Origin of the sequence: Chelativorans xinjiangensis (assembly GCF_009812055.1) — a bacterium.
In the GTDB taxonomy this organism is placed as follows: domain Bacteria; phylum Pseudomonadota; class Alphaproteobacteria; order Rhizobiales; family Rhizobiaceae; genus Chelativorans; species Chelativorans xinjiangense.
The window spans coordinates 155,178-172,556 of record NZ_WQNH01000009.1 but is presented as its reverse complement, the minus strand read 5'-3'; the positions used below and the strand labels follow the sequence as shown (position 1 = coordinate 172,556).

The following is a 17,379-nucleotide window of genomic DNA, read 5'->3' as shown; positions in this document are numbered from 1 at the left end:
ACATGGTGATGTTGACAGCCAGACGTTACTTTTCCGCCGAGGGGATCGACGTCGATCCGGAAGCGGAATGCGCGTTCTTTTCCAGCCTGAAAATGCGAAACGGGACGTTCAAACTGACGCGGCTGTCGCGTTTTGCTGCCGTGGAAGAGGCGATAAGGCCGATCATTCGAGAGCGGGCAGGCAGCATCGGCCAGGTGCTTGATGTCGGGGCCTCGAGCGGGCTGACGACGATCGAGCTCGTAGACTTCCTGCAGGCTGAAGGTGCTTCGCCGCGCGTGATCGGTACCGATCTTTTCGTCAAGGCGCATCTTGTCGAAATCTCACCGCGACTGCACGTATTGGCGGACGATGAGGGGTGGCCACTGCAATACGATCTCGCTGGCCGCCCCCTGCGTGCATGGGTGCGACGGTTGGACTATTTCACCTTGACCTTCGTGCCGCTCCTCCTCGGACGCGCAGTGCTGCGCGGCCGGTTGGCGCGGGAGATCGCCGAAGGGCGGAGCATGCCTGTGCGGATGGAATGTCAGGCGCTGGCCGGCCGGAATATCAAGCTCGTCGAGAACGATATACTGGTAGCGACGCCGGAATTCGTCCGACAATTCGATCTGATCCGCGCGGCCAACATTCTCAATCTGGGCTATTTCCGCGCCGAGCGTATCCGTACCGCGATCGCGAACATCTTTTCCTATTGCCGTGGACCCGGCAGCTTGCTGCTGGTTGTGAGGTCGCATGGGCAGGACCATCACGGCTCCTTGTTCGAACTTCTGGAGCGCGGGGACGTCGCAGTGAGGGCGCGGATCGGCAAGGGGTCCGAAATCGAGCCGTTGATCCTCGGCCGCACCTCCGCCGACGGGGGACGCCGGGCATGAGTGCAGGCGGCGGTCCTTTCTACGCCAAGATCCTGGCCGCGGTTGCCGGACTTGGCCTTCTTTCGGGCCTTGCCGCCTATTCGCTCGACCTTACGACGGTCGAGCTATCACGGCTGGCAAGTCCCGCTTTCGGCACGTTGACAGGCTCGACGAACAGCGGTGTCCAACTTGCTCCCAAATTACGCGATGGCAGGCAGCGGGCTTTTCCGAGCGCTGAAGGCTTCGGTGCCGCCGCCAAGGGCGGGCGCGGCGGCAAAGTGATCTTCATCACCAGTCTCAAGGAAAAGGGTCAAGGCACGCTGCGCGCCTGTATCGATGCGGCGGGTCCGCGCACCTGCGTGTTTCGCGTAAGCGGTACCATCACGCTGGAGGAGCAGTCGCTGGTGGTTCGCAACCCGTATCTGACGATCGCCGGCGAGACCGCACCCGGCGACGGAATCGCCATCCGCAATGGACCGAGGCAACTGCGACCCTCACTGGAGATTCTGGCCCACGACGTCATTGTCCGGCATGTGCGTCTGCGTCCAGGGCCACACAAGGAAAAAGCCTGTTGCGCAGGCGCCCTCGGCTTTTACGGCAAGGACGCGAGGGACATCGTCGTTGACCATATTTCGGCAAGCTGGGGATCGGACGAAACCATCGATTCCGAAGATGCCACCAATATCACCATCCAGTGGAGCTTCGTTTCCGAGCCGCTGCTCGATGGTGGGCCAGGCAAGCGCAACCGCGCGCGCAGCATGCTGCTGACGAAGGGGGGAAACATTACCATCCACCACAATCTTTTCGCGCTCGGTCAGTTTCGCAATCCGCAGATTTATATGAGTGAGCCCGGCGCCGTGGCAGAGGTGGTCAACAACGTGCTTTATTCGCCTATCTGGCAATATGCGATCGGGTTGAGTGATCGTCTGGCTCCAGTCCAGGCAAATGTCATCGGCAACTACAAGATCGCCGGGACTCGAAAGATCGATGACCATCTGCTTCATCTTTTCGAGGAGGGGGACGGCAAGTTTGCGGTCTATGTCGCCGGAAACATCGACGAGACCTATCGCCCCGAAGCGGGAATGGCCGAGCACCTGGTGCTTGATGAGGCTATGCGTGGTCACATCGTCTCCAGACCGTTCACCACACTGGGCGTGCGCGCCGGGCCGGCGCACGCGGCCTATGACGACGTCCTCGTCGGTGGCGGGGCAACCCGACCGGCCCGTGATGCCGTCGATTTGAGAATAGTCGGTGCCGTCCGCACCCGGACCGGAGCCCTGCTTGAATCCAACCCTGAAAAGGTTGGCGGATGGCCCGAACTCGTTTCGGCTTCGCCGCCCGCAGATGCCGACCGCGATGGGATGGCAGATGCGTGGGAGCGCTCGGTCGGTTTGGACCCTGGCGATCCCGGCGATGGCCAGCTTGACCGCGACGGCGACGGCTGGACCAACCTAGAGGAGTATCTCCATGAGCTCGCAGGCGACAGCGTCGGCATGCGTAAGGCGAAGGTCACCGCTCACCGACACGGTGACCAATCCAGCGTCCGCGCTGGCCCCACATAGGCCTTCAGCGTCGTTGCCTTCCGGTCAATGGATACTGCTGCCTTGGTGGCCCCAGATTGAGAAGAGCGACGGCCGGAGCGAGCGACAGGAGCACAGGAACCGCCCAGAAGCGACCGTAAACATGCGGGGCTGCGTTGATGAGAATGGCAAACAGAGCGACGGCAGAAAAGCCGCATATGGCTGCTTGTCGGCCTTCACGCCGGCGCCATGCCATCCGCACCGTGATGGCCGCTCCCGACAGCATGATGAGGAAACCGATCAAAGCCGGAAGACCGCCCTCATTCCAGATGAGCAGGTAGACGTTGTGGACCGGCGATCCATAGTCGCTGATCTCCCGGTACTGGTCGGCTCCGTGACCGAGCAGCAGAGCCCCTTCGCCGAGACGGAATGCCTCCTCGTTAAGCAACATCCGGTCGGCAAACGTGCCGGCCGCGCTGAGGTCCCCACTTTCCAGGCCACTGAGAACCCGCTTCTTGAACGCGGCGGGCAAGGTGTCGCGAACAGCCGGTATGCTGAGCGAGCTCCACATGGCGGCAACGCTGACGGCGCCAACGACAATACCCTTTGGCGTCAGCGTGAAAAGAAGAAAGATGCCCAACCCGAACAGCATGCTGTAGAGCGCCGTATTCGAGCCCGTCAACATGATGCCGTAACACAGAAGGATCAGAACGGGCACGGCGATGACTGTCCTCATCAGGCGCATCGCTGTCATCGACAGTACCATCGGCACGGTCAGGGCGAGCAAAGCCCCACACTCGTTTTCGCGCTCGACGAACCCCTGCAGACGGCCGCTGCCGCTGACGAAAATAGTGTTGGTTTCCCCGACAATGTTGACGACATAGATGCCGTGTATGGCCATGACCACCATGGACGCCACGAAAACCTTCATCAAAGTGATGGTCTGATCCCACGGGCGCGCCAGGAATACGATGGGCAGCAGGAAATAGGCGAACAGGTACTGCAGCGACAGGATCAGACCACGGTCGACCGCCCCCACAAGCAAGCTGCTGACCAGCAACGCGCCGATCATCATCACGAGACCGAAGACCCAAAAGGCAGTTCCGGGGCCCAGCGGCTTCAACCGGATCGTTCCGTTGAGCGCCATGGTGGCCAGGCACAGAACAGCAAAGGCGTCGCTGATCGTAAAATAGAAGGCCGGCAATTTCAGCACGTTCACGGGTGCAAGAAAAACCACCGCGCAGGCGAGTGCGAATTCCAGCTTGCGGGCGGCCGACACCGGTGCAGGCAGCGCCTGCGGCAACGGCGTTTGCGGCCAAGGGCGGATCTGCTCCATGATTGCCGGCTCGAAGTGTATTCAGGAAGGATCTTACCGGATATCAGTAAGCGATAAATAGGTCAAATTAATTACTTTCATTGATTCCGTGATTAACTTAACCCTTACATGAGCAGATATCTTCGATGCAGGGACAAAATGAATGAATCAGCCGTAAGGAAAGAGTTAGGATTCAATGTTGATCGCCTGGATCGAGATGACCCGGGTAGGACTTATGGTGTAATTGGCTTTCATGATATCATTCGTCTGATAGTGCGAAAGAAGTACTTCATACTCACCTTCGTCTTGGTGGCATCATCCCTGCTAGCCATTGCGGTCATGTCGATGACCAACACGTATACCGCGGCTGCAACTCTGGTGCTGGAACGCAACGATACCAGAATGCTGGAGGCTGTCACGCAGCTGGAAAGCGAGCAACGCGATCGCGCAGCGATCGAGACGGAAATGGACATCATCTCCTCCCGGGTCTTTATCGGTCGCGTGGTGGCTGCGGCCAACCTCGTCGAGCATCCCTGGTTCAACACCTATCTGCGCGCGCAGAGCAGCGATGCGCCGACCGGCATTTTGGGGCGCATCGCGGGCGCGGCGAAGGCGGCCATGGAAGTGCTTCCTTTCGGCATTTTCGCAGAGAAAGAAGGGCTGCCCAGCGAATCCGCGCAGCGCGATCGCGCGATTTCGTCACTGATTTCCCGGATGACGGTGTCGAGAAGCGGTGAGAGTTTCGCCGTGACTGTGCGCGTGGGCAGTCCTGACCCCGAACTCTCGGCGATGCTCGCCAACACTGTTGCAAACGTCTATGTCGAGTGGTCGCGCGAGCTCAAGAAGGAGGCCATGACCGACGCGGTGACGTTCCTGCGCGAGCGCGCCGAGAAAATCGCAACCCAGATCGCTGAGCGCGAGCGCGCGATCGCCGAGTTCAGCCGCGAAAACGCGCTTTCCTCCGACGAACGCGACGATTTGCTGCGCAAGCGCATTGGTGAAATGAACACGCAGCTTACCGCCGCACGCGTCGAACTGGCGTCGGTGCGCGCACGCCAGGAGCAGGCACGGCGCGTGCTTGCCGGCACCCGGACGGCGGAGGGAACCGTCCTGGATTCGACTCTGCTCAACACCCTGCGCGGCCAAAAGGCCACCCTGGTACAAGAGCGCGCACAATATGCCTCCAATCTCGGTGCCCACCATCCGCAGGTCATCGATACCGACGCTGAACTGGGCAGCGTCGACGCCATGATCGACCAGGAACACCAGCGCATACTGGACGATCTGTCGGGTGAAGAGAAGATCACCAACGATCAGGTCCGGCAACTTGAAGCGCAGATCGCCCGGATGCAGGAAACGGTCCGCAAGCGCAGTATTTCGGAAATCAGGCTGCGCGTCCTTGAACGGGAACTGGTTGCCGACCAGAAGATGCATGATCTGGTGGTTGCACGCCTTGGTGATCTGGATCCTTTTTCTGAGATCACCAAGGCAAGCGCACGCGTCGTCTCCGTCGCTGCGGTGCCGACGAAACCTTCTTTCCCGCAAAAGGACCGCATATTGGCGGGCGGGATCGGCGGTGCGACGGTTCTGTCGCTCATTCTGGCGATGCTGCTTGAAGCCGGAGACACGCGGATTCGATCGGGACAGCGCATCCGCCAGGTCGTTCAGCTTCCCAATCTGGCGAACGTGCCGCGGCGGTCGCGCGGCTGGCTCAGTCGATGGAGGCGGGCGCCGCGCGGCCTAGTTGAACGCCCGCGCTCGATCCAAGCGGAGGCGTTTCGATCTCTCTATCTGGTCTGCCGCGCACAACTGGCCATTGCCAAGCCTGTTGTCCTTTTGACGGCGCCGCTGCCCGGTGATGGCGTGAGTTCGGTCGCGTTGGGCATGGCCTGTTCTGCAGCCCATGACGGTCTGAAGACTATTTACGTCGATTTCGATCCGCGCGTAGCGAATCTGCCCGGTGGTGGGGCTGATGTGCCTTCGACAATGGAAGGAAGTTACAGCCTGACAAATGCTATCCGTCCGGTCGCGGATGTCGGTGGGCTGGACCGACTGGATGCGGCGCGGCTGGATTGCGGCATGGTCGGGGCGCTGACGCGGTCGAAGGAGATGCGGCGCCTAATCGAGAGGCTGCGCCTATCGTACGACCTGATCGTGATTGACTGTGCGCCGGTTCTGGTGACCGAGGACGCCAATTGGATGTCGCCGCTGGTCGACGCTGTGCTGTTGGTCACGCGGTTCGATCGGACCACCGAGCAGGAGCTGACGAGCGCGGTATCGCGCTTGCGCCTGAACCGGGTACCGCTGCTCGGCACCGTGCTCAACGGTGTGGATCCACGGCTGCAAACGGGTGACGATTTTCTGGGGGCAATGAGCTATCCACGACAGGCGAGGGCGTATCTTGGCACGTAGTTTCGTCACATGCCCGATGGAAGACAGGGTGCCAGCGCGACTAAGCGTCGGCATTGAGGAGATCCATCTTTTCCAGCAGGAGATGGTTTACGGCTCTTACGTCGAACTGCGCCCGCGCGACGTCGAGAGAGCGCCGACCCATTTGCCAAGCCAGGAGAGGGTCATCGATGAAGCGCTTCATCGCTGCAGCAAGTTCCGCCGGATCACGCGGCGGCACGATGAGACCGTTCTCGCCGTGGACGACGGTCGCCCGGCAGCCAGGCGTGTCGGCGGTGATAATGGCGCGCCCCGTCGCCATTGCCTCAAGAATGCTGCGCGGAATGCCCTCGCGATAGTAGGAAGGCAGAACAAACACGGTGCAGGCGGCAACAAAGGGTCGGACGTCGTCCGCTTCCCCAAGATATTCAACCACCCCCTCCTCCGCCCAGCCGTCAATCTCCTGTCGCGAGATGGCAAGTGGACCGGGGTCGAAGCGCCCCAGGATTTGAAAGCGTGCGTTTTGATGCCGTGCGCGCAGCTGCCGTGCGGCCTCGACGAATTCGACAATTCCCTTGTGGCGGAGAAGTCGCGCCACCATCAGGAAAACGGGATCGCCGACAGGCACCTTCATCGGGCGGAAGCGGTCGAAGTCGACGCCGGATCCGGGTACGGGTACGATGCGCGTGAAGTCATCCACCATCCCGCCGACACGAATATCCTCCGTGTCGGCCTCGTTATAGACAAACACGCGGCCATGCCCGTGCAAGGCGACGCGGTAGAGTCGGGTTGCGATGGCGCGGATGAGCGACAGGCGCAGGTTCTTGGCCTCTCGGCTGAAAATATAGCCAAGCCCCGTGACCAGCGCGTGACGCTCCCTGACGCCGGCCAGCCGCGCCGCAATGAGCCCGTAAATGATCGGCTTCATCGTGTAGCAAAGAACGACGTCGGGCGAGATCCTGCGAAGCCTCGCCCACAGCATGGCCAGCGTCTTCACGTCCGCCACGGGGTCGAGACCAGCCCGAGCCATCGGAATCGGCATGAAAGCGACGCCGATGTCAGCCAGGGCCTTGATCGTCGGCGCATGGCGCTCAGGGCCGAGCGCCACCACCTCATGCCCGTTGTCGACCATGGCCTGGAGGAGCTTGAGCCGGAAATTGGCGAGCGAGACCGTATAGCTGCAGATGACCGCGATCTTACGCCGTTCGGCGGCCACTCGGGGAGAAGAAAATCCCACCAACTCATCCACGACATGTCCTCCAGGGGTGAATTGATCCGGGCAGAGCCTGCGCGGCAACGTCCCTATCGCCAGTCTTGTGAGGAAGAAGGAGATGTAAAGTTATATTTTCGTAGTAGTTCTATTCGGATTACCTTGGATATGCACAAAAGAGAAGGGTGGAGGGCGCTATGATGATTTATAGAAAACCCTCGTTTCTTGCGCTGCGCCTTCTCATTTTCGAGGTGTTTATGGTTTGGGCCAGCTGTACGATGGCGGAGTCGCTCGATATGGTCGGTTACGGTCTTGCTCCCGGCGACTTAGTGAAGTTCGACATCCTGGACGATGAAAAGGATCCACTCGAGCTGCCGATCGCGCCCGATGGATCGATCCAGGCGCCCTATATCGGTGCGGTACCGATCGCTGGACTCACAGTTTCCGGGGCGCTGAAAGAGCTGGTCCAACGCTATTCCGACCAGCAGATTTTCGTCGTGCCGAAACTAGCGCTGTCCGTGGCGGCGTATCGACCGATCTATGTGACGGGCGATGTGCGCCAACCGGGTGCTTATGATTTTAAGCCGGAAATCACCGTGGAGAAGGCTGTGGCGCTAGCCGGCGGCCAGCTGACCGCCACAACTGCCGACGATCCGATTCTGGCCCGCGCGCGCATGCGCGGCGAGCTGGAGGCAATCGAGACAAGCATTGTCGGCGCGGCCTTGGCGTTCGCCAGGTTGACGGCTCAGCTTGCCGGTCGAGATGAGATTCTCGACGAAGACATCCCCGCGATAGCACGCTCCTTCGTCACCGGGCCCATCGCGGCTTCCTTGCGTGCGGTCGAGCTGCGGATCCTTGCGGCCGGCAATGAAAGCTTTGCCGCACAGAAAGAGGTGCTGATGGCTAATCTGGAAGATGCGGAAGACGAGATCACCTTGCTCGGGGAACTTGCGCGGAAGGTGGAAAGAACGGTGGAGCTATCCCATGCCGATCTGGAACGAGCGCGCGAACTCCAGCGGCGCGGCGTTCAGACGCTGACCGAGGTCTCCAATATCGAGCGCCAGGTGTCCACCGAAGAGGTCCGGCACCTTCAGGTTCTGTCGGATCTTGCCGCGGCCAGAAGAAATGTCGGGACGCTCAAGAGCAGGCTTGCGGAACTGGTGCAGCAGCGCCGCGTCGGCGCCTTGGTCGAACTGCAGACCCAGAACACCAATCTCGCCACCGCTATCGCCGCCCGCCGGGCGGCGGAGGAACAGTTCGCTCTTCTTTCCAGCATGTCGGTGGAGGAGTTGGCCAACAACAAGGAAATCGTATTCGACTTCAAGATCCGTCGGCAGACCGACAACGGCCTCGTGGAACGACCGGCGACTGCAACCACGCCTGTCGCGCCGGGCGATCTGGTCGTCGTGAGAATGATCGGGGGCAGCACAGGACCAGCGGCCGCAACACTGCCGCGGAGCGACCGTACCTCGCGTGATGCCGTGGGAGCGCGCTTTTCTGCAGTCCGCTAACCGCGCCCTACAGGTAGATCAGATGGGAGGAGGACGTGACGGAAACGGTCGGGATCGACAAGCAGTCCGCCGCCAACGTCTCCGAAGCGAGCGCGGTGTGGATGCAGCGTGTCGCGGCATCGATGGCACTGGTGATCGTCGCCATACCAGCCATGATGACGGCGGCTCTCATCTGGATTTCTGTCGGACGACCGCTGCTGTTTCGCCAGGTGCGGACCGGTAAAGGGGGACGCGCCTTCACTCTCGTCAAGTTTCGCACGATGCACGACCTGCGCGGTCCCGACGGGCAGCTTCTGCCCGACCGCATGCGCGAAACGGTCGTGACACGTTTCATTCGCCGTCTGCGTCTTGACGAAATTCCGCAATTGCTGGCGATTCTCAACGGCCACATGAATTTCGTCGGACCGCGTCCGTTGCAGCCGTGGACGGTCGCGGAATTCGGTCCCCTGGGAGCGGTGCGGAATCAGGTCCGCCCTGGTCTTACCGGCTGGGCCCAGGTGAACGGCAATACGCGCCTTTCGGATGCCGACAAGCTGGCGCTCGACATCTGGTACATCGACAACCATTCGGCGGCGCTTAACTGCTGGATCTTTCTTCTCACGGTGGCGGCTCTGTTCCGCGGTGAACGCATTCGCAAAAAGCCCCTCGCGCTGGCGCGAGAACGGCTTGCCGCCCGATCGACCATCGCCGTTCAAGCCAGGTCGGCGGCCGAGGGAGGGGGGGCATGAAAACGGCGTTCATCGGAACGGTCGAGGGGTCGGCGATTGCACTGGAGGCGCTTGCTCGCACGGGCCTGGCGCCGAGGCTCGTCGTAACACTGCCACCGGCTGCGGCGCATCGGCATTCCGACTATGCTGATCTTGCGCCCCTGGCCAGGACGTGCGGCAGCCAGCTCCTCTATGCCACGGATGTGAATGCACCGCCGGTGATCGAGGCGCTGAGTGCGTTGAAAACGGATCTGGCGCTGGTGATCGGCTGGTCGCAGATCTGTGGGCCGGCCTTCCGTTCCAGCGCCCGTCTTGGTGCCGTGGGTTTTCACCCCGCCCCCTTGCCACGCATGCGCGGACGGGCGGTGATCCCCTGGACCATTCTTCTCGGAGAGACCACGACCGCAGCATCGCTGTTCTGGCTGGACGAAGGTGTCGACTCCGGGCCGCTTCTCCGCCAGGAGACGATCGAGGTGGCGGAGGACGAAACGGCCCGCACGCTCTACCTCAAGCAGACCGGCACCCTCGCACGCATGCTGCCCGAGGCGGTGGAGCTGGTGCGTTGCGGCAATGCACCGCGGATCGAGCAGGACCACGCACGCGCCACCTATTGCGCAAAGCGGACACCGCAGGATGGGCTGATCGACTGGCACCAACCCGCACAGACCGCTCTGCGCCTCATCCGCGCAGTGGGTGATCCCTATCCGGGAGCCTTCACCGCCTACAATGTGCACAAGCTTATCATCGATGCTGCCGAGCCATTCGCCGAAGCGCATCGCTTCATCGGTCTGCCCGGCCAGGTCGTAAGCGATACGCCGCAGGGCTTCGTTGTGCGCTGCGGCGATGGCGATTGCCTTCACATCACCTCCTGGAGGCTTGACGGAGAGGCCCGCAAGCCCCGCCTGCACTCCAAACTGGGGGCCCATGCTCCATGACAGATCCGCTGGCTTTCGGGCGCACCTTAGTGGTTGCGCCGCATCCTGATGACGAAGTCCTCGGAGCAGGCGGTACCATCGCACGGCTTGCCCAGGCCGGACAGGAGGTATTCGTGGCGATCGTAACGTGCGGCCGTGCGCCCGCATTCTCGCCGGCCCAGATCGCGGCGGTGCGGGGCGAAGCCGAGCGGGCCCATACGCTGCTCGGCGTGCGCGCGACATCCTGGCTTGACTTTCCGGCCGCCGGACTCTCGGACACGCCCCATTCACAGCTTAATTCGGCACTGCAAGACCTTTTCGCACAGGTGCGCCCGACAACCATAATCTTACCGTTCCCGGGCGACATACACCTCGATCACCAGTCGACCTTCGCCTCCGCGCTCGTGGCGGCACGGCCGCATCAGGCTGACTACCCAACGACGATCCTCGCATATGAGACGCTGTCGGAAACCAATTGGAACGCTCCTTATCTGACGCCTGGATTCCACCCCAACGTGTTTGTCGACATCGGTGAAACGCTCTCGTCAAAGCTGCAGGCGATGGACATCTTTGACACGCAGTTGAAGGCTTTCCCGCATGAGCGGTCCCGGGAAGCACTGCGGGCGCTCGCCCTGCTGCGCGGCTCCACCGTACACATGGCCGCCGCCGAGGCCTTCGTGCTGATCCGCCATGTCGTTCAATGCGCAAGAACAGAAGCTGCCGGAGGGAATTAACTGACATGGTCCGGGCTTCACGCGCCTTTGCACGGCTTGCGCGTTGGCTCAGGATGATGGCAATCTTCGGATGATGGCAATCTTCGCCGGCTTGTAATCCAGGCCGCGCGGGAGGTGAGGCGGGTCGTCGCGGCCGCACGCTTCGACCAGGGAGAAGCAGATGGTGGCGCCCCACGAAACGCTTATCGAGAAAAAGCTGGAAGGACCGTCCAATCGGAGCTTTGGCTTGACGGTGGGCGGCATTCTTCTTGTGTTCGTGGTTGCAAGACTGTGGTTGGTCGGCCATTTCACCGTCACCACGGCAAGCCTGGCGGCCATCGGCGCGGTTCTGGTTTTGCTGGCTGCTGTGGCGCCGGCCGTCCTGGACCGCCCAAACCGGCTTTGGACCGCACTCGGAGTGCTGCTGTTCCGGTTTGCCAATCCCGTCATCATGCTGGTCATCTACACCACGACCTTTGTCCCGATTGGCATCGTGCTGCGGGTGAGGGGGCACGACCCGCTCGCCCGCCGGGCCGGCAGGACACGTGAAAGCTACTGGATATCGCGTACACGGCTGAAGGCCGACGCTGAGACGATGCGACATCAATTCTGAAAATCATGCGGGCCGACCGGTCCGATCGCGATGGACCGATCGCTGAGAGAGGCTGAAAAATGGAACTGGTGCGTGAATTGTGGTCCTATATGGCCGATCGTAGGAAGTTCTGGTTGCTGCCGATCTTCATCATGCTCGGCGTGTTCGGAGGCCTTATCGTGCTTACGCAAGGCACGGCCGTGGCACCCTTCATCTATACCTTGTTTTGACGTTCGGACGGGGCGTGAAAGCCGTGCGCATCCTGGGGATCTCGGCATTCTACCACGACAGCGCGGCGGCACTGATACAAGACGGCCAAATCGTTGCCGCCGCCCAGGAAGAACGCTTCACGCGGCGCAAGCACGACCCGGCCTTTCCCGCTGGTGCGGTGAGATACTGCCTGGCAGAAGGCGGTTGCACGATGGCCGACATCGACCACGTGGTCTTTTACGATAAGCCCTTCCTCAAGTTCGAACGGCTGCTGGAAACGTATCTTGCGACGGTACCTGGCGGCTTTCGCTCCTTCCGCGCCGCGATTCCGGTCTGGGTGAAGGAGAAGCTGTTTCAGAAGAAGGGGCTGAGACGGAAACTCGGAGAGATCGCCGGCTCGAAATCATGGGATGGTTCCCTGCTGTTCAGCGAACACCACGTGGCCCACGCTGCCAGTGCTTTTTTCGCCTCGCCCTATCGCAGCGCGGCTGTACTCACGATGGACGGCGTAGGGGAGTGGTGCACCACTTCGCTCGGCCACGGCAGCGGGGAGCGCCTCGATCTGTTCAAGGAGATCCATTTCCCGCATTCTTTGGGGCTACTTTACTCGGCCTTCACCTACTACACGGGGTTCAAGGTCAATTCGGGCGAGTACAAGATCATGGGCTTGGCGCCGTACGGCCGGCCCCGTTACGCCCAAACGATTTTCGACCACCTGATCGACCTCAAGGAGGACGGCTCTTTCTGGCTCGATCAGCGCTATTTCGACTATTGCACAGGCCTGACCATGACCTCGCCTGCCTTTCATGAACTCTTCGGTGGCGAACCGCGCAAGCCCGAATCGCCTTTGACGCAACGCGAAATGGACTTGGCCGCTTCAATCCAGACTGTCACCGAGGAAGCCGTCCTGAGACTGGCGAAATTCGCGCGCTGGGAAACGGGCGAGCGCCAGCTTTGCCTTGCAGGCGGGGTGGCACTGAATTGTGTCGCCAATGGCAGGGTGTTGAGAGAAGGCATCTTCGACGATATCTGGATTCAACCGGCGGCGGGCGATGCGGGCGGCGCGGTGGGTGCCGCACTGGCCGTCTGGCATCAGTATCTCGGCGAAAGCCGAGCGCCCAATGGCGGCGATTTGATGAACGGCGCCTATCTTGGCCCCGCCTTTTCACAAAGGGAAATCGAACAGCGCCTCAGCGCGGCCGGTGCCGTCTATCGCGTCGTGCCCGAATCCGAGTTGATCTCAACGACCGTCGATGCACTCACGGAAGAAAAGGCCGTCGGCTGGATGCAGGGGCGGATGGAATTCGGCCCACGTGCGCTGGGCAACCGATCCATCCTGGGCGACCCGCGTTCGCCGAGAATGCAAAAGATGCTCAATCTCAAGGTCAAGTACCGGGAAAGCTTCCGTCCCTTCGCCCCCTCTGTCCGGCGCGAGGATCTGTCCGACTGGTTCGACCTGTCTACCGACAGCCCCTACATGCTGCTTGTCGCCGACGTTCGTGACGACAAGCGCGTGCGGCCCAATCTGGATGAAGATGCGTTGTTCGGCATCGAGCGGCTGAATGTGCCCCGCTCCGACGTGCCGGCAGTGACCCATGTGGACTATTCGGCCCGGGTCCAGACCGTTCACCGCGAAACCAATCAGCGCTACTGGGAGCTGCTGACGGCTTTCAAGGAGCGCACAGGCTGCCCGGTGCTGGTGAACACGAGCTTCAATGTCCGCGGCGAGCCGATCGTGTGCTCTCCGGAGGATGCCTATCGCTGCTTCATGGGCACCGAAATCGAGCGGCTCGTCATCGGCAATACCGTGCTCCGCAAGGAAGATCAGCCTTGTGTGCTGAAACGAGACTACAAGGAAGAATTCGAACTGGATTGACGCGTTTCTAGCGCAACTGGCGGCAGAGCCGAACCGCCATGGACACGGATGTTTTTTGCCGCTTATCGAAGCCGAGGCGCAGGATGGGCAAATTTCTCGACAAGCCGACGGCGCGTACTGCCTGTTCGCGCAGAACGATAAGGAAGCACCCTGCCGCAAGCACCCACGCCGTCGAGTCGTCGACTGATTTGGCCATCGCGGAAACGTCAGTGCATGAACCCGGACCCGCAATCGATGCACGGATCGGTTATGCCGGCCGCACGACGAAACCTAACGACGCCGGGATGGCGGGGAATCTCCTTCTGTTGCTCCTTGGCAAGATCATCCTCCGAACTGTCGCCCTTCACGTCCTCCAACGAAGGTCGACCCAGGGGATTTATCCATGAGGATGGGTGCGCAGCCCAGGCCAACCGAAGAGCTTGGTGTCGCCGACAGTGCGTCCAAGATCGTGTCGGCGGCCAGAACAGCGCCCTCCTGACTGAAGTGGGCGTCCGGCGCATACAGTCGCGCCGGCTCCGGATGGCGGTGAAAGGCGGCCTTCAGATCGATGACATGCACATCCTCGGCCGCTGCCGCCCGAAGAACCAAATCCTGGAGATGATCGAAGCCGGCGTCGGACGGGAACACGCCTACGAAGCGATCGATCCGCGGTATGTATAGCAGATGAAAGCATCCGCCCCAGCTTTCGGCAAGTTCCTTCGCGCGTTGTAACGTTTGCTGGAATTCGGGAATCTTATCCGAGATCTTTGGGTAAAGAAGGCCAAGGGAGGTACCCGTCATCTGAAGAGCGGCGAAGTTGCGCAAGAAGGACTTGCGCGCAACAATATCCGCCATTGTCACTTCTTTCTCATTGATCTCATCCACGGCGGAGCGGGCTTTTCGAACGGTCTGTATGGCGCCAGATGGCGAGCCGAAGCGTGCGTTCGGCTGCAGCGCGGCCCTAAGCCAAGGTTCTTTCAGCGACTGCTGGAGATTTTCCCAGTCGTTCCCCTCGAAAAACGCCATCACGACATGGTCGGGCTTCAGGATCGGTCCGTATCGCCCGAGCGCGGCAAGTTCAATGAGGGGACCGTTGCCGCGTATTCCGGTACTCACGGTATTTGGTCCGCGCTGCCGCAACCGTGATGCCAGGTCCTCACCTGGCCTGAGACAGAAGCCTTCGACGAAGGAATCGCCCAAAAGCATGAGATCGACCGGAGCTTCGTATACCAGATCCGGATTATTGAAGCCGTAGCGGTCGGCCTCGTAGGTGATGACCTGCCCTGGCGGCGAACACAGCAGCGTCGTAGAACCTGGAAAGCCGGCCAGCATCGTTTCTGGCAGACCTTCCACGCCGACGAGAAGATTGAGCCGTCGCAGTGTGAAACCGTGAACGAAGTCCGTTTCACGCGCCAACATGGCGCGCTGATCTGCATCGAGCCGGCCGAGCGAGGTGAAGTGCACCGACACCTGACGGATCGTCAGGAACCCCTCGAAAAGAAAGAGGCCCGCCAGGAGGCTCAGCCCATAGACGCCGATCGGTCTCGACCACCGCGACTTTGCCAACAGACCGATCGCCAGGAAACCCGCACCCAGCGCGGCGGGTGTAAGCACATAGCGCAGAAACTGCGGTATCGCGGAGGCGAATTCATCAAAATTCACCAACGCATAGAACGTGCTTGCCAGGAAATAGAGCGCAACAAGTGTGCAGGCGGTCATGGCAAGCCATCCCCCCTCTTCGCGTTCACTTTTATTTCCCGGCATTCTTCCTCCCTGGGCATGCAGCCCCCGAAACAAAAAGTCCCCGGGCCAATCTTGCGGGCTCCAGTGGCAAGGCCAGCGCTCGGTACGGCTACGGCTGCGTTTACGGCAGCGGTAGGAGCTTGGTCTGGTTCGGAATAGAGCGGCCCCTCGCTTGAGCAACGAACCGGGCAAGGCGGCCGAGATTGTCGACAAACGTCGCGGAGCTTATTTTCCCGTCCTCGACCCAGCGGCCTTCCCGGTCCGCCGATGCCAGGATTGCTTCGATCTCCGCCTTCTGAGTGCCGCTCCGTACATCAGGCGTCTTCCTGGTGTCCATGTCGTCATCGCCAATATCCTCCAGGCGCTCCAGGACGCGCGCGATGTCGAATTCGCCTTTGAAGCTATAGTGATCCGGCGCCCCCTGCGCCGAATAGGAAAGGTTGTATTCGGCGTCGAAATACAAAGGGGCGCCGGAGCCAAGCTCGTAGAACCGTGCCCAGTCTGCGTTCGGGAGTTGCGCACTGCGCAGCCACGCGGCCGCACTCTGCGTACCCTCGAGATAGCGGCGTTCACCGGTCAGCGCGTAAAGATCGAGCAACGCATCGACGGCACCGGCAGTCTCCTCGGACGCTATGGAGGGGGGTTCGAACTTGCGTCCCCAGACCGGCTCGAGATCGGCGTTGTACGTTTGAGCCCAACCCGCCTGTGCACCCGGCATCTGGGCCCGCAACAAAAACTCGCCGCCGCGCCGCGCGGCCGCGAGGTACTCCGGCTCGCCATACAGGCGGTAGGCAAGGACGAACAGTCTTATGACGTCCCGCTGCAGATTGTCGTTGAGGATGTAAACCTCTCCCTCGGGCTCCACATATTCCCGCGACCACGTGTGCGGCATGCGTGCACGCCAGGCCGACATCGTGAGTGCGTCGGGCACCCTGCGATCGGACCGCACGGGCCAGGCACCATTGGGATGCTGCATTTCGGTGAAGGCCCGCAGGCCGTAGACGATAGCCTCCCGTACACCCTCATGTGTCCCTTCCAGCGTCGCATCGACAAGCATCAGGAAAGCCAGTGCACTCTGGGACATGTTGTCGTCGAGGATCGTCGCGTTGCGTTCCTTGTTGCCCTGTATTTCATCGCAAGGGGGACGCTCCGCACGATTGTCGCGGTAGCACCAGGACAGGCGCGATGCCGGATCGAATTCGAGCAGCGCCCACCACCCACCGGATTCGAGCTGTGTTGCGCGCAGCGCTTCGGCCGTTTCTGTTGCTGCCTCAAGATAAAGCCGGTCCCCAGTCGCGTGGAACGCGGCAAGAAATGCCCGGCCAACGGCCGGCGTACCGGGGGGTTGCAGCCAGCCCTGCGTGTGCGTCGTGACGCCTTCACCGGACCGCCACTCGAGATCGCTCGAGACGTCCCAGACATAACTGCCGTAGCGCGCCACGCGGCCGGAAAAATAGATGGCCGCGTTCCGCATCTGGTTTTCCGCGCGCACGACAAGGTCATCCGTGGTGCTCGATTGAGACCAGGAAGGCTGTGTCAGACCAGCCAACACAATCGGAACATAGATCCATCGCATGCGATACTGCCGGTGAGATTCTTCCTTGCCTGCTCGCCAGAACGCCCCGCGGACGCGCCCCGCCGACCCCCGCGGTCCGTGGCGAAAAACCTGTTCATCGGCTGGAGTCTAGTGAAGCTGCCCGCAGGCTTGGAGGGAGGAAAAACCTGACATGGCGCGCGGCTCATCCTATGGGTGCAGGTTTGCCTTTCTTCCTTAACATCGTGGCGCGCTCGATCTGGCGGCGATCTTTCCAGCGGCAGCGAAGGTGTGGGTGCAGACAGCATCAGGGGGTCGC

Annotated in this window: 14 protein-coding genes; 10 read left to right on the top strand and 4 right to left on the bottom strand. The window is 61.3% G+C overall.

From position 1 onward, the window contains the following. Positions 1-2: 2 nt before the first annotated feature. Complete coding sequence (locus tag GM910_RS09055) at positions 3-869, top strand: ATP-binding protein (protein WP_246225928.1); 867 nt, start codon at positions 3-5, stop codon at positions 867-869. Further along, the gene (locus GM910_RS09050) at positions 866-2,410 is read left to right on the top strand and encodes a pectate lyase (RefSeq protein ID WP_159587185.1); all 1,545 of its coding nucleotides are present in this window, start codon (positions 866-868) and stop codon (positions 2,408-2,410) included. Before GM910_RS09055 ends, GM910_RS09050 begins: the two co-directional genes overlap by 4 nt. Positions 2,411-2,414: 4 nt before the next feature. On the opposite strand, the gene GM910_RS09045 is transcribed toward GM910_RS09050, so the two are convergent. Continuing rightward, positions 2,415-3,704, bottom strand: a complete 1,290-nt coding sequence (locus GM910_RS09045; RefSeq protein ID WP_159587184.1) for an O-antigen ligase family protein — start codon at positions 3,702-3,704, stop codon at positions 2,415-2,417. A gap of 138 nt (positions 3,705-3,842) precedes the next feature. On the opposite strand from GM910_RS09045, the gene GM910_RS09040 reads away from it, so the two are divergent. Continuing rightward, positions 3,843-6,095, top strand: coding sequence for a GumC family protein (locus tag GM910_RS09040; RefSeq protein WP_159587183.1), 2,253 nt, complete (start codon positions 3,843-3,845; stop codon positions 6,093-6,095). 40 nt (positions 6,096-6,135) lie between these two features. On the opposite strand, the gene GM910_RS09035 is transcribed toward GM910_RS09040, so the two are convergent. Next, on the bottom strand, positions 6,136-7,287 hold the full coding sequence (locus GM910_RS09035) for a glycosyltransferase family 4 protein (protein ID WP_246225927.1): 1,152 nt from the start codon (positions 7,285-7,287) through the stop codon (positions 6,136-6,138). A gap of 191 nt (positions 7,288-7,478) precedes the next feature. Here GM910_RS09035 and GM910_RS09030 point away from each other — a divergent pair, with 191 nt between their 5' ends. The 7 genes from GM910_RS09030 (at position 7,479) to GM910_RS09000 (ending at position 13,804) form a co-directional block, all read left to right on the top strand. Continuing rightward, positions 7,479-8,792 carry a polysaccharide biosynthesis/export family protein gene (locus GM910_RS09030; protein WP_159587181.1) on the top strand — a complete coding sequence of 438 codons (1,314 nt, stop codon included), beginning with the start codon at positions 7,479-7,481 and terminating at the stop codon, positions 8,790-8,792. Between the two features lie 35 nt (positions 8,793-8,827). After that, entirely contained in the window at positions 8,828-9,520 is a 693-nt protein-coding gene (locus GM910_RS09025) for a sugar transferase (RefSeq protein ID WP_246225926.1), read from the top strand. Continuing rightward, positions 9,517-10,434: a methionyl-tRNA formyltransferase gene (locus tag GM910_RS09020; RefSeq protein WP_159587180.1), complete on the top strand. Its 918-nt coding sequence runs from the start codon at positions 9,517-9,519 to the stop codon at positions 10,432-10,434. Before GM910_RS09025 ends, GM910_RS09020 begins: the two co-directional genes overlap by 4 nt. Further along, positions 10,431-11,147: a PIG-L deacetylase family protein gene (locus GM910_RS09015; RefSeq protein WP_159587179.1), complete on the top strand. Its 717-nt coding sequence runs from the start codon at positions 10,431-10,433 to the stop codon at positions 11,145-11,147. The genes GM910_RS09020 and GM910_RS09015 overlap by 4 nt, the downstream gene beginning before the upstream one ends. 160 nt (positions 11,148-11,307) lie before the next feature. Next, entirely contained in the window at positions 11,308-11,739 is a 432-nt protein-coding gene (locus GM910_RS09010) for an SxtJ family membrane protein (protein ID WP_159587178.1), read from the top strand. Between the two features lie 59 nt (positions 11,740-11,798). Next, complete coding sequence (locus GM910_RS09005) at positions 11,799-11,948, top strand: DUF5989 family protein (RefSeq protein WP_159587177.1); 150 nt, start codon at positions 11,799-11,801, stop codon at positions 11,946-11,948. A gap of 23 nt (positions 11,949-11,971) precedes the next feature. Further along, the gene (locus tag GM910_RS09000) at positions 11,972-13,804 is read left to right on the top strand and encodes a carbamoyltransferase family protein (protein WP_159587214.1); all 1,833 of its coding nucleotides are present in this window, start codon (positions 11,972-11,974) and stop codon (positions 13,802-13,804) included. Between the two features lie 321 nt (positions 13,805-14,125). On the opposite strand, the gene GM910_RS08995 is transcribed toward GM910_RS09000, so the two are convergent. Together GM910_RS08995 and GM910_RS08990 are read right to left on the bottom strand one after the other, a co-directional pair. After that, positions 14,126-15,547 (bottom strand): SGNH/GDSL hydrolase family protein, encoded by a 1,422-nt coding sequence (locus tag GM910_RS08995; protein WP_246225925.1) that lies wholly within the window; start codon positions 15,545-15,547, stop codon positions 14,126-14,128. Positions 15,548-15,647: 100 nt separating this feature from the next. Next, complete coding sequence (locus GM910_RS08990) at positions 15,648-17,102, bottom strand: pectate lyase (protein ID WP_159587176.1); 1,455 nt, start codon at positions 17,100-17,102, stop codon at positions 15,648-15,650. Positions 17,103-17,379: the final 277 nt, after the last annotated feature.

Coding starts and splice junctions, on each gene's coding strand:
- GM910_RS09055 (WP_246225928.1), top strand. CDS start 3: ATGGTGATGTTGACAGCCAGACGTTACTTTTCCGCCGAGGGGATCGAC.
- GM910_RS09050 (WP_159587185.1), top strand. CDS start 866: ATGAGTGCAGGCGGCGGTCCTTTCTACGCCAAGATCCTGGCCGCGGTT.
- GM910_RS09045 (WP_159587184.1), bottom strand. CDS start 3,704: ATGGAGCAGATCCGCCCTTGGCCGCAAACGCCGTTGCCGCAGGCGCTG.
- GM910_RS09040 (WP_159587183.1), top strand. CDS start 3,843: ATGAATGAATCAGCCGTAAGGAAAGAGTTAGGATTCAATGTTGATCGC.
- GM910_RS09030 (WP_159587181.1), top strand. CDS start 7,479: ATGATGATTTATAGAAAACCCTCGTTTCTTGCGCTGCGCCTTCTCATT.
- GM910_RS09020 (WP_159587180.1), top strand. CDS start 9,517: ATGAAAACGGCGTTCATCGGAACGGTCGAGGGGTCGGCGATTGCACTG.
- GM910_RS09015 (WP_159587179.1), top strand. CDS start 10,431: ATGACAGATCCGCTGGCTTTCGGGCGCACCTTAGTGGTTGCGCCGCAT.
- GM910_RS09010 (WP_159587178.1), top strand. CDS start 11,308: ATGGTGGCGCCCCACGAAACGCTTATCGAGAAAAAGCTGGAAGGACCG.
- GM910_RS09005 (WP_159587177.1), top strand. CDS start 11,799: ATGGAACTGGTGCGTGAATTGTGGTCCTATATGGCCGATCGTAGGAAG.
- GM910_RS08995 (WP_246225925.1), bottom strand. CDS start 15,547: ATGCCGGGAAATAAAAGTGAACGCGAAGAGGGGGGATGGCTTGCCATG.
- GM910_RS08990 (WP_159587176.1), bottom strand. CDS start 17,102: ATGCGATGGATCTATGTTCCGATTGTGTTGGCTGGTCTGACACAGCCT.